Source organism: Thalassoglobus sp. (assembly GCF_048270125.1).
GTDB lineage: Bacteria > Planctomycetota > Planctomycetia > Planctomycetales > Planctomycetaceae > Thalassoglobus.
Window position 1 is genome coordinate 1 of sequence record NZ_JBLWTN010000029.1, and the last position, 23,569, is coordinate 23,569.

Annotated in this window: 17 protein-coding genes; 8 read left to right on the top strand and 9 right to left on the bottom strand. The window is 51.5% G+C overall.

The genetic code is table 11. From position 1 onward, the window contains the following. Positions 1-453 precede the first annotated feature (453 nt). Both ACN0YR_RS21350 and ACN0YR_RS21355 read left to right on the top strand, forming a co-directional pair. Complete coding sequence (locus tag ACN0YR_RS21350) at positions 454-2,019, top strand: acyl CoA:acetate/3-ketoacid CoA transferase (RefSeq protein ID WP_417851242.1); 1,566 nt, start codon at positions 454-456, stop codon at positions 2,017-2,019. Continuing rightward, positions 2,012-3,223 carry a thiolase family protein gene (locus tag ACN0YR_RS21355; RefSeq protein WP_417851243.1) on the top strand — a complete coding sequence of 404 codons (1,212 nt, stop codon included), beginning with the start codon at positions 2,012-2,014 and terminating at the stop codon, positions 3,221-3,223. The genes ACN0YR_RS21350 and ACN0YR_RS21355 overlap by 8 nt, the downstream gene beginning before the upstream one ends. 83 nt (positions 3,224-3,306) lie before the next feature. Here the strand turns inward: ACN0YR_RS21355 and ACN0YR_RS21360 are convergent, their stop codons facing one another. From ACN0YR_RS21360 to ACN0YR_RS21380, 5 genes are all read right to left on the bottom strand, one after another. After that, positions 3,307-4,179, bottom strand: coding sequence for an amidohydrolase family protein (locus ACN0YR_RS21360; RefSeq protein ID WP_417851244.1), 873 nt, complete (start codon positions 4,177-4,179; stop codon positions 3,307-3,309). 34 nt (positions 4,180-4,213) lie between these two features. Further along, positions 4,214-5,092: an amidohydrolase family protein gene (locus ACN0YR_RS21365; RefSeq protein ID WP_417851245.1), complete on the bottom strand. Its 879-nt coding sequence runs from the start codon at positions 5,090-5,092 to the stop codon at positions 4,214-4,216. Then, positions 5,089-6,546, bottom strand: a complete 1,458-nt coding sequence (locus tag ACN0YR_RS21370) for a DUF1501 domain-containing protein (RefSeq protein WP_417851246.1) — start codon at positions 6,544-6,546, stop codon at positions 5,089-5,091. Before ACN0YR_RS21370 ends, ACN0YR_RS21365 begins: the two co-directional genes overlap by 4 nt. A 141-nt stretch (positions 6,547-6,687) precedes the next feature. After that, entirely contained in the window at positions 6,688-9,564 is a 2,877-nt protein-coding gene (locus ACN0YR_RS21375) for a PSD1 and planctomycete cytochrome C domain-containing protein (RefSeq protein ID WP_417851247.1), read from the bottom strand. Between the two features lie 309 nt (positions 9,565-9,873). Further along, complete coding sequence (locus ACN0YR_RS21380) at positions 9,874-10,254, bottom strand: hypothetical protein (RefSeq protein WP_417851248.1); 381 nt, start codon at positions 10,252-10,254, stop codon at positions 9,874-9,876. 527 nt (positions 10,255-10,781) lie between these two features. On the opposite strand from ACN0YR_RS21380, the gene ACN0YR_RS21385 reads away from it, so the two are divergent. Further along, positions 10,782-11,753: a hypothetical protein gene (locus ACN0YR_RS21385; protein ID WP_417851292.1), complete on the top strand. Its 972-nt coding sequence runs from the start codon at positions 10,782-10,784 to the stop codon at positions 11,751-11,753. A gap of 116 nt (positions 11,754-11,869) precedes the next feature. Here ACN0YR_RS21385 and ACN0YR_RS21390 read toward each other — a convergent pair whose 3' ends face one another. Next, a complete protein-coding gene (locus ACN0YR_RS21390; protein ID WP_417851249.1) occupies positions 11,870-12,346 on the bottom strand; it encodes a YbaN family protein in 477 nt (158 codons plus the stop codon). 340 nt (positions 12,347-12,686) lie between these two features. Between ACN0YR_RS21390 and ACN0YR_RS21395 the strand changes: the two genes are divergently transcribed. Then, entirely contained in the window at positions 12,687-14,141 is a 1,455-nt protein-coding gene (locus ACN0YR_RS21395; protein WP_417851250.1) for a catalase, read from the top strand. Positions 14,142-14,496: 355 nt separating this feature from the next. On the opposite strand, the gene ACN0YR_RS21400 is transcribed toward ACN0YR_RS21395, so the two are convergent. Further along, the gene (locus ACN0YR_RS21400) at positions 14,497-14,694 is read right to left on the bottom strand and encodes a cold-shock protein (protein ID WP_145204965.1); all 198 of its coding nucleotides are present in this window, start codon (positions 14,692-14,694) and stop codon (positions 14,497-14,499) included. Between the two features lie 73 nt (positions 14,695-14,767). Continuing rightward, positions 14,768-15,058, bottom strand: coding sequence for a hypothetical protein (locus ACN0YR_RS21405; RefSeq protein ID WP_417851251.1), 291 nt, complete (start codon positions 15,056-15,058; stop codon positions 14,768-14,770). A 977-nt stretch (positions 15,059-16,035) separates the two neighbouring features. Here ACN0YR_RS21405 and ACN0YR_RS21410 point away from each other — a divergent pair. Continuing rightward, positions 16,036-16,986: a hypothetical protein gene (locus ACN0YR_RS21410; protein WP_417851252.1), complete on the top strand. Its 951-nt coding sequence runs from the start codon at positions 16,036-16,038 to the stop codon at positions 16,984-16,986. Positions 16,987-17,430: 444 nt separating this feature from the next. Further along, positions 17,431-19,281, top strand: coding sequence for a multiheme c-type cytochrome (locus tag ACN0YR_RS21415; protein WP_417851253.1), 1,851 nt, complete (start codon positions 17,431-17,433; stop codon positions 19,279-19,281). A 99-nt stretch (positions 19,282-19,380) separates the two neighbouring features. On the opposite strand, the gene serA is transcribed toward ACN0YR_RS21415, so the two are convergent. Beyond that, the gene (gene serA, locus ACN0YR_RS21420; RefSeq protein WP_417851254.1) at positions 19,381-21,021 is read right to left on the bottom strand and encodes a phosphoglycerate dehydrogenase; all 1,641 of its coding nucleotides are present in this window, start codon (positions 21,019-21,021) and stop codon (positions 19,381-19,383) included. Positions 21,022-21,518: 497 nt separating this feature from the next. Here serA and ACN0YR_RS21425 point away from each other — a divergent pair, with 497 nt between their 5' ends. Continuing rightward, positions 21,519-22,022: an OsmC family protein gene (locus ACN0YR_RS21425; protein ID WP_417851255.1), complete on the top strand. Its 504-nt coding sequence runs from the start codon at positions 21,519-21,521 to the stop codon at positions 22,020-22,022. A gap of 156 nt (positions 22,023-22,178) precedes the next feature. Then, the gene (locus ACN0YR_RS21430) at positions 22,179-23,519 is read left to right on the top strand and encodes a serine/threonine protein kinase (RefSeq protein WP_417851256.1); all 1,341 of its coding nucleotides are present in this window, start codon (positions 22,179-22,181) and stop codon (positions 23,517-23,519) included. The last annotated feature ends 50 nt before the right edge of the window (positions 23,520-23,569 follow it).

Genomic DNA, 23,569 nt, shown 5'->3' on the forward strand with positions numbered 1-23,569 from the left:
AGAGGCTTTCTGTCTTGGTTCCACTGTCAACTGGTCGCTGCAAATTATTACGATTCTTTGATGTCCAATTATCGTCTTGGCAGAGTGGCCCTGATCATGATGAATCTTTCGTGCCACGGTTGTGCCAACCGTGCGGTGCGGAGTGATCGCTTTTACTGTTGATGTACGTCTCGATATCGTAGAGTGTTGCATCTGCACTCGCACGGCTCGCAGAGACCGTGGCACGCAATCCGTTCTAGACAAGTCCACCCCGCCATTTTCCGAACTGATGTTCGCGCTCTACATTGTAGGGAGCAGCAATTTTGCTGGTGAATCGCGTTCTGCACAGGGGCTGGGTAGAGCAAGCTGCTCTGGAATCTTTCTCGACTCCCCTCTTCGGTCGGATGACTCTATGATAATGTTCCGTTTCCTCCCGGAACGTTCCGGAACATGACCGATGAGCAGAGTTGTTGAATGACTTCTTCCAAAACCGAATTGACTTCGCTGAACGCCAAGCTCTGTTCAGCTCAAGAGGCTGTGGATCAAATTCAGGATGGGACAACAATAGCCTGCGGTGGTTTTGTCGGAGCAGGGCATCCAGAGTCATTAACTGTCGCTCTTGAACAGAAGTTCCTCAAGCATCGCAAACCGCTCGGGCTGACGCTGGTATATGCCGCCGGGCAGGGTGATGGAAAAACTCGCGGACTGAATCATCTTGCTCATCCCGGACTTTTAAAACGAGTGATCGGTGGACATTGGGGGCTTTGCCCGCGACTGGGCGAGATGGCACTGGCTGGCGAGATTGAAGCCTATAACTTTCCACAGGGGGTGATTTGCCATCTTTATCGGGACATCGCTGCCGGACGACCTGGATCGATTTCACGTGTCGGGCTGGGGACGTTTATTGATCCGCAGAACTGCGGTGGAAAACTGAATGACCGAACGACCGAGGATCTGGTTGAACGCGTCACGCTGCGAGGTCAGGAGTGGATGTTTTATCACAGCTTCCCGATACATGTGGGGATGATTCGTGCGACGGCTGCCGATCCTTATGGAAACTTGGTCATGGATGACGAAGCTGTGATCGGTGATGTGCTTCCCATCGCTCAAGCTGCCCACAACCATGGAGGGATCGTCATCGCTCAAGTGAAAAAATTATTAGAAAAGCCAGCAGCTCCTCAGCGAGTTGCAGTCCCCGGGCGACTTGTCACATCGATCGTCCTGGCTGAGGAAGATGAACATTGGCAAACCTTCGCAGAACCATTCAATGCCGATTTTTGTAACCCCTTCCATACTCGCGCTCAGACCAGCGATCAATCCTTGGAAAAGGACTCTTTTGCGGTGGATGCCCGCAGGGTCATCGCGATGCGTGCTTGCGATGAGCTTCAACCGGGGGCGATTGCGAACCTTGGGATCGGTTTACCCGAAGGAATTGCTGAGGTGGCAAGTCAGCGAGGAATTCTTTCTTCCGTGACTTTAACTGTCGAGAGTGGTCCCTTCGGAGGTGCTCCCGCTGGCGGTCTCAGTTTCGGAGCTTCACGGCACCCGGAAGCGATCATCGATCAACCCGCACAGTTTGACTTCTACGATGGAGGCGGTCTCGATTTCGCAGCCCTGGGGGCAGCTCAGGTGGATCAAAACGGAAACGTGAACGTCTCCCGATTTGGTTCTCGATTCGCTGGCGTCGGAGGATTTGTCAACATCTCGCAAAATGCACGACGACTCGTCTTTTGCGGAACATTGACAACAGGTGGGCTGGAAGTGGAATTCGAAGATTCTCAACTTCGAATCCTCAGCGAAGGCCGCATCGCCAAATTCGTCCAGCAAGTCCAGCAAGTCTCCTTCAGCGGTCCTGTAGCACGAGAGGCCAAACGCGATATCCTTTTCGTGACCGAACGAGCCGTCTTCCGAATGCGACCCGAAGGGATTGAGCTCATCGAAGTCGCTCCAGGAATTGATATCCAAAAAGATGTTGTCGATCAAATGGAATTTGAACCAATTATCCGATCTGTCGGCGTCATGAAAATCAGCAATGAGTAACACTATGAAGCGAGTCGTGATTGTCAGTGCCAAGCGAACACCATTTGGGAGATTACTCGGTGCACTTGCGGACCAATCGCCGGTTGATCTGGCCGTCGCAGCGGGGCAGGCAGCCTTGAATGGCATCGACCGCCAACTGGTCGACCAGGTTATTCTGGGGAATGTGCTCTCTGCCGGACATGGGATGAACATCGCACGTCAGGTCGGAGTTCAGCTTGGCTTACCGATCAGCACTCCCGCGCAGACTGTCAACATGATGTGCGGATCGGGAATGCAAACTGCTTTGCAGGCAGTGCAAACAATCCGAGCTGGTGACGCAAACGTGGTTCTTGCGGGGGGGGCGGAGTCGATGTCTCAATCGCCGTTGATCGTCAAAAGACCGGGGAAGAAGCAGGAGCCTGATTTCGAGAAAATCATCGATTCCATGCAGAGGGATGGGCTCGTCGATAGTTTTTCCGATCATCACATGGGAATGCAGGCAGAAGAATTGGCGACGGAGTTTTATCTCTCTCGTGAGCAGCAAGATGCGTTCGCACAGCGAAGCCAACATCTGTTTGGAGTTGCAGCGAACGAAGCGAAGTACTCAGACGAAGTGGTCCCGATGGATTCCCTCATTGCCGATCAGCATCCGCGTCCGGAGGTTACGAGGGAACAGTTAAGCGAGTTGAGAACCGTCTTCAGAAAAGATGGAACAATCACAGCGGGCAATGCATCCGGCATTAATGACGGAGCTGCGATGTTGCTTCTCGCTGAACGTGAATTTGCTATGGAGCAGAACTGGCCAATCCTCGCCGAATGGGTCGACGGCGTCGTTGTTGGCTGTGAACCAGAGCGCATGGGACTCGGCCCGGTCCATGCCATTTCCAAGTTGCAACAACGCACCAACAGCAACTGGAATGAAATCGACACTCTCGAAATCAACGAAGCGTTCGCAGCTCAGACTTTGGCCTGTCTGCATCAACTTGAGTTGAATATCGATCTGGATGCAATCGACCGAAAGGTTTCCACCTCGTCCGGACACCTGATCGACTTCAACAGCGAAGGAGGAGCCATCGCCATTGGTCACCCGTTAGCTGTCAGTGGAGCACGACTGCTGTCTCATCTGGCCTGGAAGATTTCCAACGGAAACTCGACCTGTGCAATTGGTTCGCTTTGCATCGGAGGTGGAATGGGAATCGCCGCGATGCTGAAAAGTCATCAGTAAGTAGCCCGGGACCATTGTCCCGGGCGAAACAGACGGGACAATGGTCCCGTACTACTTCGCCAGAGTCATGAGTGCCCACGTGGTTAATGTGTTGTTCGAGAAACCAGTTGGCGATAATTTTCTCCGAGCATCAATCGTTTGCTTCGCTCTGGAATCTTGGCAGCGATGACTTTACTAAGTTCCGTGCCGAGTGACCGTGAGGGGAGATGGCTGCCAAAGATGACTCGCTTGGGGCCCAAGTCTCGCTCTGCCATTTCGATAAAACCGGCTGTCGCATCGAATCCGGATGTTTCGATGAGTACGTTCGGTGAAGCCTGTATCGCTCGAATTCCTTTCTCCCATTCCCCACCAGCGTGGGCGCAAAGAAATTTCTGCTCTGGGTATCTCGCCGCGAGCGTTGCGAGTTCAGCAGGTGTCGAAATTCCCGGCCCCGGCTTTCCACCGGTGACATACCAGGTGTGCTGCATGATCACACCATTCAATTCGTGAATTCGCGGAATCAGCTTATCGAAATTGGGATGTGAACAAGCCAGCGATCCCGGACCACCTCCGGGGAAGTAAACACCCAGCATGGGGCCATCGGCCAGCCAGCGGTTGATGGCATCGAGTGAAGCCGGGACATCATTCGGGTTGAGTTGAATCATTCCGAGGAGCAAGTCCGGCCATTTTTGAAGCGGTCCAAGAACGACGCCGGGATTCGAACGAAGTAATACTTCCAGATCTTTGTCAGCCGTTGTTCCAACCCCAACATGCGCGAAGTAGCAAAGTTTTTCGATGTGCGCGAGCTCAATAGTTGGCAGTGTTCGCTCGATCTCTGCGATCAATCGGCTGCGCCCATCTGCTCCGGGATGCGAATGAGACGGGGTGAAATACGAATCCCAGATGCGGTATTTCTTCAGCTGCTCCGGATCAAGAAGGTTTGTGTGCCTGAGGAGCGAATTCGTGACGTCGGTCATGATTGTGTTTCAGAGTTGAATATCTTGCGAAGTTTCAGAGCACTTTTCGGTTCAAACTTTGTGCGGCTCCCGAAAGCAGCGAACGAAGTTCTTTCTCATTCAATTTTGATTCTGCAACACGGATCATGGCTGCTTCGGGGATTAGAAACGGAGCATGCGTTCCGAAGAGAATGCGGTTTTCAGGAGCTTCGCGGATCAGCTTGGCGATGCCATCGGTAGAATCAACGCGCGCGACGTCAAGAAAAATTCCCCGATGCTGAAGAAGTTGCGAAGTGATCGCTCCGCGAGGTTTCCAGTTGAGAATCTGAATTTTGGCATCGGGAAAACCTAGTAAGACTCCCGGCAGCGGAGCGAGATCGACATCGGGGACTGCAACCAGCGGATGCTGAGTTCTTGCATCTTCCATCGCCACTGCGATTTGAACGAACCTTTCAGCTTCGGTTGCCAGCTTCAGCAGTTTGAGAAAGTTCGGGTCATCAAGTTTGTATCCATGGTAGTTTGGATGAACACGCACTCCCGGCATGTTGTGCTTCTGGACACACAGTTCGAAATCACGTTCCCAACCGGGAAGGGCGGGATTAATTTCGCCGATGGCTATCAACTCGGGAGTTTGTCGACATTCCTCAGCGAGCCGCTCGTTGACTCCGACAAGGTCGCGATGCAGCAAAGCTTCATAGCTTCCGGCCCAAATTTCTGTGAGACCCAATTCGCGATATTTGTTGACGAGAGTCTCTGTCCTGTCGAGCGGCAATCTACGAAACGGCCATTGGAAAAGACTGGCATTGGTGTCAACAATTTTCAATTCTTTTGTGTCCTCGGCAGAGAGATTCAGCGTTGGGAAAAATATCGAAGCTGCTCCAATTGTCGCGGTGCTGGAGATGAGTTCTCGTCGACTGATTTCGTATTTGTTCACGCAATGATCTCCTCGACGACACGTGGTGGCTCGAACCCTGTGAGGCGTTCTTCCAAACCACTACGCATGTAGAAGAGTTCCTGATGGTGCAGGCCGAGCAGGTGCAGGATCGTTGCGTGAAAATCGTGAACACTGACTGGACCTTCGACAACACTATGCCCGAATTCATCGGTGGTTCCGTAACGCATTCCCGGCTTCACCCCTCCACCTGCCATCCATGAAGTAAAGGCCTGCATGTTGTGATCCCGGCCAGTAAAGACATCTCCTGCTTTCTGTGAAGTCGGGGTTCGTCCAAATTCTCCTCCCCAGATCACAAGAGTTGAATCAAGCAGCCCTCGCTGCTTCAGATCGCGAAGCAACGCTGCCACCGGTTTGTCGGTCCGTTCGCAAGCTCCCCTATGGTTTGAAGCGAGGTCGACGTGGCTGTCCCAAGGTTGTTCTTCAAGGAAAATCTGCACGAAGCGGACCCCCCGTTCGACCAATCTTCTCGCGAGTAAGCAACGCCGCGCGTAGGAATCAGTTGTTTTCTCTCCGACTCCGTACATCGACAATGTTTGTGCGGTTTCACGATTCAAATCGAGTGCTTCACTGGCAGACATTTGCATCCTGGCTGCCAGTCCGTAGGAAGCAATGCGTGCATCAAGTTCAGGAGTATGAGGCCGCTGAGTCCGGTGAATTTCATCAAGCCGGTTCAGCAATCTGGTCGCTGATTCAGTCACTGCAGTCGATTGATCGTATTGTTGTTTCAAGTTGAGAATCGGAGATCCGGTCGGTCGTAGCCGTGTTCCCTGATATAAGGGTGGTAAAAAGCCTGCTGTCCAGTTTCGAGTCCCGTTCTTCGGCATCCCGAGTGGATCGTTCAAGACAACGTACGCTGGCAAGTTTTGATTTTCGGTTCCGAGTCCGTAAGTGGTCCAGGCTCCGAGAGTTGGATAGCCCATGAAGAGTCGGCCACTATGAATTTTGTACAAGGCGTTGTCATGATTCGGGTGGTCGGTCCACATCGAGTGGATCATGCAGAGATCGTCGGCCATCTTCGCTGTGTGCGGTAAGATGTCCGCAAACCAGTGCCCGGATTCTCCATGCTGAGCCATCTTGTACTGGCCCCCCATGACCACGCCGACTTCGGCTGTGCTGGTGTTGCCAAGCTCTTCGACGCTTCCCGGGAACGGTTTGCCGTCATACTTGTTCAGGACCGGTTTCGGATCAAACAGGTCCATCTGGCTGGGTCCGCCATTCATAAAGAGTTGAATAACAGACGTTGCACTCGCAGGGTGATGCGTTGGCTTCGGGCCCAGGGTGTGAACCGTATTCGCTGGGGGATGCTCTTTCTCTTTGGCGAGTGCGGACTGCCCTCCAAAGAAATCCTGACAAAAGAGATGCGTTAACGCTGCGCCAAGGAGCCCATCGCTCGTGCGGGAAAAGAAATCTCGTCGTGTATGCTGAGTCGTCATCCGAAATCCTATCGCGACCTCTGTTGCCGCAGGCAAAAAGAAGAAGTTCGATCAAGCCACTCATTCAGGGTAACAGCGTCTGAAAATAAATGGGGTTTTACCCTTGCTAGCGCCTGACGAATCACTCCTGGTCACAAATCACTAATCGATGTACAAAAAGGCTGCGGAATTTAAAATCGTGTGGCAGTATGTTTCTAACGGCTGCGGAGCTTCTCCGTCCGATTCTGATAGCATTTGTAACTCTTTGATTGCCTCGATTCCGACCTGTTTTTCCTGATCCGTTGGGCGGCGAGACAACATTAACTCGTAAACATGCTCAATCTGTTTTTCGAGATTATCTTTATCCGAGCCTGGCAGTTCATCGCGGACTCGTTTTGCGAGGATTTGTGAAAGTTCATAAACTCGGCTGTTGTTCATCAGCATCAGGGATTGTGGCGAGACAATCGAAACTGTCCGGGAGACGCAATTCGGGCCCATCTCCGGGTAGTCGAACGTTTCCATCATGGTCGGAATTTCGGTGCGGCGGTATTGGACATACAAGCTTCGTCGCCAGCCGCCCGTTGAGGTTGGATTCGCACTGACTAAACCATCGCGATCGATCGATACGGAATCAGGGGGGCCGCCGGGTGAGAAGTCGAGTTTCCCCGAAATAAACAGAGTGGAATCTCGTAGTGCTTCAGCGTTCATTCTTCGCATAGGCATTCGGGAAAGCAGGATATTTGACGGGTCGCGCTCCAGGTGTTGCTCAGTCACACGGCTTGCTTGGCGATACGTTTGAGAATTCATAATTAAACGGTGCATCTCCTTGATGCTCCAGCCACGTTGCATGAACTCAACAGCCAACCAGTCGAGCAGTTCCGGGTGCGAAGGCCGCTCTCCTTTCTTACCAAAGTTATCCAGTGACGCGACGATTCCTGTTCCGAAATGGTGATACCAAATCCGGTTGACCATCACCCTTGCTGTTAACGGATGATCTGGTTGAGTGAGCCAGCGTGCAAAGGCAAGTCGCTGACCAGTTTTCGGAGTTCCGTCCGGAAATGGAGGTGCGTATTCAAACGGTGTTTGACCGTCCGTCAATACCGACGGAACCCCCGGTCCCACGAATGTTCCGGGATTGTTGTGTTCACCTCGTAACAGAACGTAAGTCGGCGTCGGTTGACCTCGATCCCAGAGCGCACGAATCGTTGCTGGGGGCACCAACTTTGACTGCACTAACTGAATCTCTTTTTCAAGCTGTTGGGTTTTCAAGCGGGCAGCTAAGACCGCTTCTGGTTGTTCCTCATCCGGAAGTAAATCGGCACGAATCAGTTTCTCGACGAGAATTCGCTGGGGGAGCGTGCGGTTATTGTCAGCGATCTTTAAAGCTGCCAGCGTCGCTGTGCGATCAGCTTCAGACTGTTCGGGATGATGGGACTTTAGCACCGCGATTTGTGCGGCAGCTGTCGCTTTCTTCAGTTCATTTTGAAGTGATTTCAGTTCCTTCAAAACTTGAGGGTTGACGGCCTGAATCCGCTCAAGGTGTTCCTGCGTTGCAATATCGAGTTTGCGATTCTTGAAGCTGAGCCAGTCATGTTCATCAAAGGCTCCCTTGAAGATTGCTTTGAAGCGATAGTAATCCCGATGCGGAATAGGGTCGTATTTATGTGAGTGACAACGCGCGCAGCCCATTGTCAGGCCCATGACTCCCGATCCCAGAACTTGAATGGCGTCACTAATCACACCAATACGTTCGGGAACATAATTCATCGTCCGGGAACCTGTCTGGTCGATTCCCATGCGAAGAAATCCGGTGGCGATTAAGTTGTTCACCATCTCTTCAGTCACAACTGAAGCCCGCTCGGCGTCGAGCAATTCATCACCCGCGATTTGCTCAAGCAAAAAGCGATCATACGGCTTGTCTTCATTGAACGAACGGACAACATAATCCCGGTACTTCCAGGCCACCGGGCGAATCGGATCAGCGGAAACGCCTCCTTCAGAATCAGCGTAGCCCGCGACATCCAGCCAGTAACGCCCCCAGCGTTCTCCATAATGCGGAGATGCCAGTAGTTCCTCAATCATTTGCTGATACCAGTCGACCGCTGACGATGTTCGCCATTTCTCCCACTCTGCAACACTCGGTGGGATTCCAATTAAATCGATGTACGCACGTCGAATGAGTGTTGACCGGTCTGCTTCAGGTGAGAACGTGAGCTGATTCTCTTTCAGCTTCGACAAGATGAAATCGTCGACTGAATTTTTATCCGAATTGACCTCTGGTGTTTGAAACGCCCAGTGCTGTCGGTCCTCATCCGTCACCAGAAGATCAGGTTCTCGAGTGGCGATGTCCGGTTTGATATCGAGGACTGGCGCGCCTGCCGAGATCCATTCTTTCAGTTTTTCAAGCTCAGAATTTGGCGGACGTCTAACAAAAAACTTGAGCAACAGTCGATGTGGTGGGCAAGCTTCGCTTTCGACCCGCTGAATCATCAAGCTTTCATCCGGCTTGCCGGCAATCAGTGCGGGGCCACTCTCGCCCCCCTTGAGGATCGATTCGGGGCTTCGCAGATCGAGCTTGCCATCTTGTCGCTGTGCACCATGGCACGAGACACATCGAAGATGAAGAATCGGCAGCACATCATGCTGCGAAAGTTTTTCTTCTTCAATAGAAACAGGACGTTCGGACTTTGCTCCCTGCGAAAGCCAGAGCCGAATTTTTTCGAGCTCTTGCTGAGTCAGTTGCGGTTGATCCTCTGGCGGCATCCCACCACCATCGAGCATGATCCACAACATGCTTTCGTCGACTGAATCTGCAATGGCAGATTCTCCCGATTCTCCTCCTTTGACCAAACCCGCCATCGACGAGGCGTTCAGCCCACCCTTACGAACTTTTTCTGAATGACACTTCCCGCAGCTTTTAGTGAAGATCGGTTGAATGTCTCGTTCAAAAAGAACCTCAGACTCATCAGCCAGGGAGACCGATCCAATCAGGCTCCCTAACAGACAGCAGGCGGCAACGGCAAAGTGGTTTGTGGGCATGACAGAATGTTTCAGGCTGCGCGATGAGGAACTCGACGTGAATCGAATCGACCTCGCACATCCTCAGGAACTGGGGAGTGAATGAAAGTGAAACGTCAACAACATTTCGGTAGGACAAATACACAATGAGTTTCATTGCGATATCAATGGTCGATTATACGACGACCGGTGTGATCCCACAACCTGCGTTTGCTTAACGAATGACTTGCGATTCAAGGATTTGTTGGGAGAGTCGGGCTCACGATCATGCCGAGAATCGTACGCTCTTTCTCCCAAATCATCGCTGACACTGACTCCGTCTTCGAATACCTATTCTTCTTTCGCCTCTTCCTTGGGGGCTGGCTGTTGTCCTTTTTTGGCATCCTTCACGGTTTGTGTTTTTAATTCCTGAAGGCGTAATTTCTGCCCGGGGGTGAGTAACTGCTCCATTTCAGCGTCCCGTTTTTTCAGAAGAGCTTTCATCTCATTTCGAAGTGCTTCGAGCTTGCTCTCATAGGCTCCCTGAACAGAGTACAGCTGCTGCCGTTGAGAATTGGTGACACCAAGTTTCCCGAAATAAAACGGGAGCCGATTTTGGGTATTTGACTTTGCAGCTGGGGCACTCTCTTGTGCCGAAACACTCGCAACGAACGTTGTAGAAACAATCAAGGCTGTCAGAAAAACGAGTGCATTAGAATTGAAACGAAGCATTGAATATCCCTTCAGGAGTAACGAAGATGAAAGACAGAGGCTGAACGCACGGTCTAAAACAACCGATCTCAGGTGTTTTTGATCACCCTGAGAAATGAGTCTTCCATGCAGCGGTAAGCCAGTTTTAACAATTAACAATACATGCTATCGCCGTCCGGGTGATACTGAATGACCACGCTAATCATTTGTTGTAAGTCATAGCAATAAAATATGGCCGTTCAAGTCAATAAAATACTTTTTTGAAGTATTATTTCCATGAGGTAATGCATTCGTGGAATTTACGATGCAAGTGATCAGGTATCAATAATAATTCATTAGGATCAGCTCATTGAAGTGTAAACACTCACGGCAGAAGTCGCTTTGTGATCGCGATGAGTTCCCTTACGGCAAAGTCGTTTTCATTGAGTTTGAGTGTTATGCTGCCGGTCATGTTCTGATTGACAGAGCATTATCCCTGTCGAAAGGGTGGGCAGAATATCCCGGTCGTTGTCGGGAATTGTTGAGCATTTCAGGAAGGGCGTAAAGTGATGCTGTTTCATCGGTTGCTTATTCTGATTCTCTCTATTGGAGCCTTCGGGCAAATCGCCCTGTGTCATGCCGGTGAGGTTGTCGTTGAGGAATATGCTCCGCAAGCCATCTCATTTCCGGCCTGCACACACCTGCTGGTGAGCGGTAAAACCGAAATCGTGACATCCGGAACCCGGTTGTTCTATCGCAAAGATCCCGGGATGCCATTTCAAGAGTCTCCCCTGAAAGGTTTGCGGGATGCTCATTCTGTCGCCTTCAACAGAGCGGACCAATTGTTCTATGTGACGGATACCGGTAATCATCAATTGCGGACGTTTCGTGATCCAGCTGGAAAGGAGTGGGGGAGCGGCGTTCACTCACTAGCGGGAACTCAGTTGGATCGACCTCATGACATTGTTGTAGACCCGAAGACTGGATGGCTCTTCGCTCTCAATCCGAATAACGGTCGCCTGTTTCGATTCAAATCACTGGACGAAAAGGCGACGGAGCTGGACCTTTCGGAACATCTTGGTTACTCGCGCGCATTGACGATTGCAAAAGAGAAACTCTACGTCATTGGTTCGAGTCGAGGGGTTGTGATCGAAATCGACGATTTCAACAAACAGGAATACACAATCCACAAGAGTTTCGGAAAGAAAAAAGATGCCCCGGCAGGCAGTTGGAAAACAACTGGCCTGGTTCTCAATGATGTCGACTACTTCGGAGGTTACTGGTATGCCACTTCATATTTCTGTCCCACATATGCTGGAGGCCAGGACTGCAACGAACACAAATTGATTCGTTATAAAACGTGGCGAGATTTCGAGACCGGGAACTGGGAGGATCTCAGCTCGCATTTACCGGAGGACGTTGTCCCTTATTACCTGACTCCGACAGACCACGCACTTTACATCGCAGTTTTCCGGCATGAAAAGACAAAACCTTTCAATAAGGTTTTCCAGCTCCGTTCATTATCGACAATAAATGATTGAATGAATTTCGCGTGGTTGTTTAAGGTGATCAGGCATATTGACATGCCTCTCGCCGGAATGCTCATGTCGATTAAACTGAAGGCCGTCTGTATGTTGGGTCAGGGAGGCTCTCATGATCAAGAATTTGGTTCAGGGAGTCTCAATACGACCGTGATGCCCAGTGCTGCAATGGCGAGGATTGAGAGCGAGGGGATCAGCGAGAGGTTCCCGAAGTACAGCGACAGGCTGACTGCAATGACGACGGCAGCGATTGCTTGAACCTTCACGTCTCGGCGCACGACTCCGCGAGTCTGCCAGTCATCCAGAATTGGCCCGAAGTATTTTGAGTTCAGCAACTTCTCGTTCAATTTCGGAGAGCAACGGACGAGAAAGTAACTGGTCACCAGAAGAAAAGGGGTTGTTGGAATCCCGGGCAACAATATTCCGATCACCGCAAAAAGAAAGAAGATTCCGCTCACTGCAAGGTAAGCCAGCCGTCTCCAGCCTGATACGACTTTCTGTTGCAAAGAGCCAGCCAGATTCCTGATCGGCGCAGGGCTTTCAGTTTTTTGTTGCGAGCTATGACGCTCTTCCGATTCACGACTCTGAGGCATTTCCGACTCATTAAATTAATAGACGCCTCACATCTTCGTTGATCCAGACCAGTCTGTAAACGATATACGTGCAGCCGCTGTCGGCGAGTTCTCAATCCAGTCAGGTCGTTCGTGCAGGAGTAAGTGCCCCGGGTGAGAGTGCCTGAAAGTGTGAACGCACATTGCTCTGTATTTATGCATTCTGCATTGGCATGAACACATTTCGCATCACACCCACGTCAATCTCCCTCTCATGCTTTCCATGCGAAGACGTGTTCGTTCCTTGCATCTGTGCGCGGATTGATGTTCAATAATGTGAGCCGGACTCTACAGTTTTCTGCACATAAACAGGAGCGTCTTCATGAACGAACACGATTCGAAGCCGACAACGACTGACGCAGGGGGCCCTGTTTCCAGCGACGAGCACTCGCTGACTGTTGGTCCCGATGGTCCGATCTTACTGCACGATCATTACCTGATTGAACAGATGGCCAACTTCAATCGGGAGCGGATTCCAGAACGGCAACCTCATGCGAAGGGCTCCGGCGCGTTTGGGCACTTCGAGGTGACCAATGATGTGAGCGCCTATACCAAGGCGGCTCTGTTTCAGCCGGGGACGAAGACCGACACGCTGATTCGCTTTTCCACAGTTGCTGGCGAGCGAGGAAGCCCCGATACATGGCGTGATCCGCGGGGCTTCGCGTTGAAGTTCTATACCAGCGAGGGCAACTATGACATGGTTGGGAATAACACGCCTGTGTTTTTCCTTCGCGATCCTTTGAAGTTTCAGCACTTTATTCGATCTCAAAAACGACGTGCCGATAGTGGTCTCCGCGACCACGATATGCAATGGGATTTCTGGACGTTGTCACCCGAGTCGGCACATCAGGTCACCTGGCTGATGGGGGACCGTGGGATTCCGAAGAATTGGCGGCAGATGAACGGCTATTCGAGCCACACCTACATGTGGGTGAACGCCAGTGGTGAGCGGTTCTGGGTGAAGTACCACTTCAAAACCGATCAAGGGGTCGACTATCTGACACAGGATGAGGCGGACCGGCTTGCCGGTACAGACGGCGATTATCACCGGCGAGATCTCTTCGATGCCATCAAACGGGGTGAGTATCCCACCTGGTCGCTCAAAGTTCAAATCATGCCGTTCGAGGAAGCCAAGACATACCGCCTGAATCCATTTGATCTGACCAAGGTCTGGCCGCACGGCGACTATCCACTCCATGATGTCGGGCGATTAACCCTCAACAGAAATCCGACTGACTTCCATACGGAGATCGAGCAGGCTGCATTTGAACCGAACAATCTGGTGCCGGGGATCGGCATTAGTCCTGACAAAATGCTGCTTGGTCGCATGTTTGCCTATGCCGACTCACACCGGCATCGTCTCGGGGTGAATTACAAGCAAATCCCCGTCAATCGACCACAGAGTCCCGTCCACAGTTACAGTAAAGATGGACAGATGCGGATTGATAACGTCAGCGACCCGGTTTACGCTCCAAACTCGAAGGGTGGTCCAAAGGCGGATGGCGAACGCTATCCCGAGTCCGCAACCTGGTCGGCCGATGGTGAGTTCACGCGGGCTGCCTATACGCTTCGCAAGGACGATGACGACTTTGGTCAGGCCGGCATTCTGGTGCGTGAGGTCATGGACGATGAGCAGCGCGAGCGACTGGTCTCCAACGTCGTCGGTCATCTTAAGGCAGGCGTCTCTGAGCCAGTTCTAGAGCGCGCGTTCGAATACTGGTGCAACGTCGACAAGGAAATCGGGGATCGCATTCGCAAGGGAGTGACTGGCAGCTAGGGCATTTTTAATGCTTGTTGTGCGGAAGCAAAATAAAAGGAGGCCGGTCAAGTTGACCGGCCTCCTGATTTCGCAATCTGATATGAATTCGCTCTAGCAATATCTAAACAAATGGCCGTGCATCCAGTGTGGAGACGATTTTCGCTGTTTTGCTAGTGGTTCTAAAAACTGACTGCATGAGCCGTGAGGCTCAACTTTTACTGAATGTTTTGAGCGAGTCTGGGACCGAGTGCAGGGCTCTCAGGTCGTGAGAGTGGCCTTGTTGCACGGGTTCCAGAGAAGTCTATTGGAGAGGTTCCTCTCGCATCAGAGGGCTCGCAAAACTGTTCAGAAACTGACTGGAAATGTCGAAACATTAGCCAGCGACGTTGACGTTCTCAGCGCGTGGCCCTTTAGGACCTTGCCCACGCTCGAATTCAACTTCTTGTCCTTCGGACAGGTCTTCAAAGCGAACACCTTCTAGTGCAGACATGTGAAAGAAAAGATCTCCCTTGTCTGTTTCGATAAATCCAAAACCTTTGTCAGTTAGTTTACGGATGCGACCAGTGGCCATTTCAGTACTCTCCAAAAATAAAAAGTCGTGGCTCCACGTCGTTGAGCCGGAAGTTACACAAACGGGGCTGAGACTATTCAGCGCCTTCATTTGTATTCAGTGATTCTCTTTCAAGTTCCCGTTGATGATTCTCGGCACAGGCTGGGCAAACGGTTGCTTCCCGAACAATTTCCTGACCTGAACCACCCTTGTCGAAGTCTTTTTTGGGGCTACTTCGTCGTGCGCCGCGTCCTCGAAATCCGCCGCGTGCGGCTTGGCTGCTGCCCCCTCGCTCATTGTAAGTTTTATCCCGAGTTACCAGAATAATTTTTGAAGATCGAGTCCCCGCTGGGACCACCGTCTCACACAATTGGCATCGAAACATTATTTCTCCAGGGTATAATTGATGTTCATTCTCGGTGAGCAATCGACGGTTTCCGAGACAATCAGAAATGAGGCCTCATCATTCAATTGAGGCAAGACTTCATAAAGCAAAATCGCAGCCATCACCAACCCAGTACAGAAAATAAGGGTTGGGACTTCTCTGCGCGATTCGAATTCGATTGCTGCCACCTTGTCCGAGCGGAAAGGCACATTGAAGAGGTTTCATCCGAAGCGAAGCCCGCAATCAAAGTTGAGGAGAGACGCCGAGATGACAACGCAAGTAATGGTAACTGTAGCAATGGTAACAGTATCAGCGAAAACAGTAGCCAGTATGGCTGAAAGCCTAACAATGACGCAAAAAGCAAAGTAACGATCCCAATCACGAACTCGGGCGATGTATCGTAGAAGAGCCGTAACCGTATTCTTCAAGAAGGTAGAGACCGACTTCGAATGGTTGGAATCATCACAAACTCACGACCGAAAATATATTTCCTAGAATTAGAACAAAAAACAGGCTCTAAAGCAAATCCTCTTTTGAAAATCGCAGGGTCGTCGCGTTTTTGAATTAATGGCGGAGAACTTCAGTCTTTTCTGGTCGCGCGGTGTCGCAGAGTTCGCCAGTGGGGCAATCTTCGCCGTCTGCGCAAGGTCCCGAAGTTCTACTAGAGCAGTTTGCTCTCCCATGTGCCCGTGAAGAACGCATTTCTCTAGTAAAATTGCTGTTCGCCACGAGGCAGAACCTGTGCACCAATTCGAAAGGTGCTCTAAGTTTGCATCTTCATATCACTGAAGTCCGTTCTGAGCAACAAGCCGGGGAGGGGATCCATCAATGCGAGATCAGGTCGATCTCTGATGCGAAGTCGGATGAGTTCGCTCAGCTTCCCGGGATTGCACTTCGAGAGCCTGTTCTTCAGAATCGTGGCATCGATAATGCGTCATATCAGACAGACTCCACCACGGACACGATAGACCTATTGCATGCCTGTACAGACTGTTCGTATTCAAACCGGCTGCCGACTTCATTTCGGCCCACTTTCTCATCGCCCCGAACGCGGAAGACATTTCGGAGGGATCGGGATGATGGTCAAAAATCCCGGTTTTTTACTCGTTGCAAAGCTGAGTGACAGCGATGGAGAGCCATCTCAGGAGCAAGCAGCAGGCCTTCTCGCCAGAATCCAAGCTAACTGTCCGGAGTGGAAGCCGATTGCTTTCGAGCTTGTTGAATCAATTCCGGGTCATGTCGGGCTTGGATCGGGGACTCAACTTGGAATGGCACTCTCCGAGGCAATGGGGATTCTCCACGGGGAGACGGAGCTCACCGCCCAGCGGCTGGCAAGTTACTCTCGGCGTGGTCAGCGGTCCTCGATTGGATTGCATGGGTATATGGAAGGCGGATTTCTGGTCGATGCAGGTCACCGGCAGGAAGAAGTAATCGGGCAAATTGCCTGCCGCTATGATTTCCCGGAGGACTGGAGAATTCTGCTGGTGACTCCGGAAGAAACCACGGGCATGCATGGTGATGATGAAACCTTGACGTTCGCAAAACTCTCACCGATGAGCCAGGCGAGAACCGGGGAGTTGTCGCGGTTGACGCTGACTGAAATCCTGCCATCGCTCAAACATTCCGACTTCGAGTCATTCTCTAAAGCGATTCGTGCTTATGGGGAACTGGTCGGAGAATTTTTCTCGTCGACACAAGGGGGAGACTACTCGCACCCGGAGATGGAGCCTTTCGTCAATCGGCTTTCAGAGCAGGGGGTACGAGCTATTGCTCAATCTTCCTGGGGGCCGACAGTCAGCATTTTTGCAAAAGACGAGTCAGAAGCTGAACGCATCTTTTCGCTGATCAAATCGGACGAGAGTGGTCAGCGCTGGACTGTTCGTATCACGTCCCCGATGAATCATGGCCGAGTTGTTTCGGTGGATTGATGGGGGCAAAAAACAAGTGTCAAAATTGAATCCAAAGTGAGGTGAATGGCATATGCCGACTCATGTGTTGATATGATAACAGCGACCTGACCTGCTTAGAGTATCTTTCGAATTGGTTTGCAGGTTCTGCCTCGTGGCGAACAGCGATTTTATTGATGAAGCGCATTCTTCACGGGTGCAAGAAGCACGAACATCTCTCACGCACACCACAGCTGGACTACTTTAATCGTTACTGTATTACTCGGATTTTGATCCCATGGTCATGTCTTGTTAGAGCGAAGGAATTCAAACGGTGCAATCATGACTATTGAGCCTGCCCTCCCGTCAGACCGAGAAACCGAGCCCTCGCTGCACCGTTCTATGCTGAGGCAAAACTCTATCCTGAGGCAAAACGCACGAGAGTCCTCTCGAAGCTGGCGGACTCTTCTTGCCATTGTTACGACAATGGCACTGAGCGGGTGTGTCCAACAACCTCCTCCGGAAAAGGACTCTTCTTCAAAAAATGAGTCGCATACGGAATCGCCTGTTGAGACGAAAGCTGTTGCTCCAGCTCCGATTCCGCAGGAAAAGTTTGTCGGGAGTCAGGTTTGTGCAACCTGTCATCAGGAGCAATTCGACACGTACTCGCTCAGCGCTCACAGCCAGTCGCTCTCGATTGTCGATCCAGATGCTGAACCCGCAGATGGAGAATTTGTGCATGATAAATCGCAGCACACATTTTCAATCTTTCGTAAGGATGGAAAACTTTATCACCGGGACGAATTGATTGCCGATGGCGAAGTCATTGCTCAGGCAGAGCATCCGTTGAAGTATCTGATCGGTTCGGGGAAACACTCCAGATCGTATCTGGTCGAGGCTGACGGGTTTCTGATGGAATCTCCTGTCACCTGGTATGAGTCGAAAAAACGCTGGAGCGTTTCGCCCGGTTATGATGTCGAGTCTCCAGTCAGTTTTGAACGGGCTGCTGATGTCGGTTGCGTTGTGTGTCATGCCGGGAATGTAGAGCGAGTTGCCGGGAGCTTGCATCGGCTGAAGTTTCACGAACTTTCCATCGGGTGTGAAAGGTGCCACGGTGCCGGCGGAGACCATGTTGACCTTGCACAGGCTCAAGGCGATCAACTTCTTGAAGCGAAACCACTTGAAGCGACCCACAGTGATCATCCAGATAATCACATTGTTCACCCCGGTAAGCTGTCTCGAAAACTCTCAGAAGACATTTGTGCTCAGTGTCACCTCAGAGGACAGGCGACAACTTTTCTCCCGGGACAAAGTCCGGAACGATTTCGTCCGGGGCAAGACCTTGCGTCGAATCGGATCGACTATTTCTTTGATTCGAAGAACGCCCAGATGTCGGTAGTGGGACATGTCGAACAGATGAGGCTCAGCCGTTGCTACACGCAAGCGGAAACCTTCACTTGCACGACCTGCCATGATATGCACGCTCCGCCTCCTGTTGAGAAGGCGAGTTTCTTTCGAAACAAATGTCTGACATGCCATCAAGTCGATTCTTGTGGTCTCGCAGAGGATCACGAACAGCGAGTGCTCAAGTCAGACAATTGTACAACCTGTCACATGCCGCAAAGCGAAACCGATATCCCTCACATCGCCTTCACGCACCATCGCGTTGGAATTCACGACGATTCCGATGTGAACGTGGCAGCAGTTGAGCAGCCCCAGGTCTCCCGATTAAAACCACATCAAGCACCTGCGACTTCCAGTCAAGCACTTGAAGATCGAAATCTTGGTCTGGCTTACCTGGAAGTTGCACCGGCACAGCCATCTGAAGCTGCGTTTCGTCAATACTTTTCTTCTGCGGTGCAGCGGCTCAACAAATACAATCGAGCCCATCCTGGAGATGGGGATGTTCAGGCGGCTCTCGCTCAGGTTCTTATGGATCAAGACCCGCGAGTCAGTTTGAGGTACGCTCTAAGCAGTGACAGCCTGCCGTCGAGCTCGCCGAAGTCGAAGGTCAATGCACTTCTCGTGCAGGCTCTGCTTGCGTATCGAGAACAGAGACCGACTCTGGCGATTGAGCCCTTACTGGAACTTCAAAAGCTGAGACGATCGTCAGACGATACCTATTTGCTCGGGCTGTGCATGCAGGGGATCAACAAGGAAGAGGCGATTCAGCACTTCAGAAAAGCCTCTGAAATTCAGCCTTTCCGCCCGGACATACTCAATTCGCTGGCGAATCTTCTCCGAGAAACTGGAAAGACCGAAGAAGCTGATGAAGTTGAGAAACGCTCGCTTCTGCTCATGAAAGTTTTGGACAGAAGCGAGCCTGAACCTTTGTAAGATTTTTCGAATTGCTATTCGCCCTCTGCCTCGTGGCGAACAGCAATTTCACTGGTAAAACGCGTTCTTCACGGGCACATGATAGAGCAAACTGCTCTATTACAGCCCCAGCCAAGGAAGTGACGCCTTCGCAGGCGGAAGCTTGACGAGTTCGACGCCATGGACGTCGGGGTGATCAAGCACTTCTTTGATCGCAGCTTCGGACGGTTCGTTGTCGAGGTTGAGAACGGCGATGGCATCTCCACCCGGTTCGTTCTTCTCGCGCCCTAAAGCCATGTGAGAAATGTTCACTTTGTGCTTCCCGAATGTTGTTCCGATTGCACCAATGAGTCCCGGAACATCTCTGTGTCGATAGATCAACAGAAGTCCATCAAGGTACGCGTCAAGTTGATACTCATTCAACTTTACGAGTCGCAGGAAGTCATTTCCGAATGTCGTTCCGGCAGCTGTGATTTCACGTTTGTCGGTGATGAGTGTGGCGGAAATCATTGTCGCAAATGCACCTGTTTCCGTCGTTGACGTTTGGGTGATTTCGATGCCACGGTCTCTGGCAGTCATGTCAGAATTGACGATGCTGACGCTGTCATTCAAGGCAGCTGAGAGAAGTCCGGAGGTGAAGGCACTGGTGATCAGATTCATCGGCTTCGAACAGACATCCCCACGATACTGGAGCCGCGCCCCTTGAATCCCTTCCCCATGTGAGGTTTGAGCCAACAGTAAACCGAGTCGGTAAGCGAGGTCGAGATAGGCCCGTGATCCTTCGAGTTCCTTGCCTGAGATCGGAACCATATTCACAGCTGAGCGGACTTCGTTTTTCGTCAGGAAATTACAAACGATGTCAGCAGCTTCGACGGCAACCTGTTCTTGAGCTTCATCGGTCGATGCCCCCAAGTGCGGAGTGCAAAGGACGTTGGGGAAGCTGGCGAGTTTGTCGTTGGCACCCGGCTTTTCAGTGACGTAAACATCGAGTGCCGCTCCACCGACGTGTCCCGATTCGAGACCCTCAATGAGAGCTTGCTCATCAATGATTCCGCCCCGGGCACAGTTGATCAGGCGGACACCTTTCTTCATCTTCGCCAAACGCTCAGCGTTGATAATGCCACGTGTTTCATCGGTCAGCGGGGTATGGACAGTGACCAGATCGCACTTCACCAACAGTTCGTCAATATCGCGATACAGTTCGATATTCTGCTGGTCGGCTCGTTCTTCGCTGAGGAATGGATCGTATCCCAGAACGTTCATTTCAAGGCCATTGCAGCGTTTGGCAACTGCGAGACCAATTCGACCCAAGCCGACAACGCCGATCGTCTTGCCCGCGAGTTGGGTTCCCGTGTACAGCTTGCGATCCCAGCGACCTTCTCTCATCGACTGAGACGCCGGACCGGTGTTTCGGCACAGACCCATCATCATGGCAATGGTCTGCTCCGCAGTGCTGAGAGTATTTCCATCAGGTGTGTTGGAAACAATGATTCCCTGCCGAGTCGCAGCTTGGAGGTCAATGTTATCGACTCCCACGCCCGCCCGGGCAATCACCTTAAGGCGTTTCTGGCCGGTCAGGACATCTTCCGTCAGCTTTGTTCCACTGCGAATGACAACCCCGTCAGCATTCTGCAAAGCTGCTTTGAGCGCCTCGACGTCCTGGTGAATGTCTGGTTGGTAGTCCAGCTCAATCTCCGGGTGTTCCTCGAGGAGTTTCAAGCCGATAGGGGACAAATTATCACTGACGAGCACGCGAAACATGGGTGATCTTTCTGAGGGCAAAGATTCGACATCTTTATTCTACTGTTCACTTGAACAGTTTTTGGATTATGCTTGGGACGATGATCCAGACCGTGTAGCATAGAGGACAGCTAGAACGCGCCAAGCGTTCGGGTTCGGGATATAGAGAATGAGAATTTCACGGGGCATTTTCGGCGCTTCTCGTGCACCTGAAACTCACTTTGATGATTTTCATAGCCGGCTCGCCGCAAGATAATACGTAATAACCAATATTGGATTTGCTCTAGAGCATCTTTCGAATTGGTTTGCAGGTTCTGCCTCGTGGCGAACAGCATTTTTCCTAGAACCAGTCCGAAAACCTCTGAAATAGGTGCTTTCCTCAACGTTTGAGAGAGCAACTTCACGTTTCAGGACCAGTTCTAGAAAAATGCGTTCTTCACGGGCACACGGTAGAGCAAATTGCTCTAGCGAAGCTCTGTTCTTGAGAAAACTGACACACAACTTTGAGACAATATCTTATGAATGCTGAAGAACTGCGGAGTATCCAAACGCCGCTCAAAGAAAAATATCGCTCTGAGCCGGACTCTGCCCAGTCGACGCTGATGGCACGAGGCAAAGTCAATTTCGAAACCATTTCCTGTCAGATTGAACATGAGTCTGAAGCCCCCCGGGTTCCCGGCTTACATCCCATGGCAGGAGGCGATGGCAATTTTTCCTGCCCAGCCGAGATGCTGCTCGAAGCCTTGATTGGCTGTGCAGGAGTGACACTGGGTGCGGTTTGCACAGCGATGGAAATTCCGGTCGACTCCGCAATTCTTGTGGCAGAAGGAGACATGGACTTTCGTGGCACGCTGGGAGTGAATCGAGAGATTCCGGTGGGATTCACTGCGATCCGTTTGCGATTTGAAATCGCTTCCTCAGCTTCTGACGAAAAACTTGCCAAAGCAGTTCAACTTGCCGAACGGTACTGCGTCGTGGCACAATCTGTGAAGAATGTCTCTGCGAACTGGATTCGTCAGTAAGATTTTCTCAGGCAGAGCGAATAGAAGAGGTCGAGATCCCTTAACTGGAGCGGGCTGCTGTCAAATTCAACAGATGATCCACTGACAATCTATTGCCCAGCGTGCAATGAAGCATTTCTGGGGATGACGCACGACATGAACTGTCCGCAATGTTCGATGCCGGTTCCATCCGCGGATATTTCGCTGTTGCAAACAATGCTCTGGAAATCCTCCCCGGACTGGGCACACGCGACCCCGACAGATGGAGGGCCTAAGAAAGATCGGCTGGATGAACTGGTCGGAAAAACGCTGGATAAATATCGGGTTGAATCTCTGCTGGGTCGCGGAGGAATGGGATGGGTCTTTCTGAGTCGGCACTTGCAGCTGAATCGCTCGTGTGCCATCAAAGTTCTTTCCCCGTCGCTACTCGATACCGATCCCGACTATCTCGATCGATTTTGCACAGAAGGTCAAGCTGCCGCGTCGATGGTGCATCCAAACATCGTCACCGTCCATGCCATTGGTCAACATGGTGGATTGAACTTTCTGGAGATGGAATTCGTTCCGGGTCGATCGCTGCAAAACATGCTGCGAACCGGTCGCCTGATGGTCTGGCGGGCCACGACGCTGGCTCTCGGGATTGCCAACGGTCTGGGAGCCGCTCATCGTCTTGGAATCATTCATCGAGATTTGAAGCCGGACAACGTTCTTTTAACACATCATGGAATCCCGAAGATAAGTGATTTCGGTTTAGCGAAACGGGTCCATGGAAACGTCGTTCATGAAATGCCCGGAGTCCTCGCCGGAACACCGCATTTTATGGCTCCTGAAATTTTCGGTGGAGAATCTGCCAGCCCCGCCAGCGATGTCTACGCACTGGGAGTCTGCTTTTACTACATGCTCACCGGCCGACTTCCTTTCCCTCGCCGGAAAATGTCCGATTTAATATCGGCAGTGACGACCGAACAGGCCCCCAGCCTTCGTGAGTTGAGACCGGAGGTTCCTCTGGAGGTGTGTGAGTGTTTGGGGCTGATGATGGAGAAAAGTCCTCGAAATCGACCACGTGACGGGATTGAGGCGGCACAACTCCTGCAAGCAGTGCTCGGACAAGTCAGAGACCTCGATACTCTATTGCATGAAGCCTTCGATCACGAACGGGATGTTCGCTGGAAAAAAGCGGAGGAGAATTATCGCATCGATGTTTCACTTGCTGACGGTCGCAAGCAGGTTGTCTTTCTCTCCCATAGCGAGCATCGGTTTCACGAACGTCTGCTTCAAATTTATAGCGTCTGTTGTCCTGCTGAGACCCATTACTTCTCAGCGGCACTCCGTTTGAATTCTGTGATTTCACACGGTGCTCTGGCAATCCGTGAGATCAATGGAGAGGAGTTCTTTGTCATCTCAAACGCCTACCCCCGATCGACAGTTGATGGTGAAGAAATTCGCAAAAGCGTTCTCGAAATCGCAACTCACGCCGACGCAGTGGAGTCTCTCCTGACCGGCCAGGACGTCAATTAGAGCAGTTTGCGATACCGTGAGCCCGTGAAGAGGCAATTGCTGGACCATCA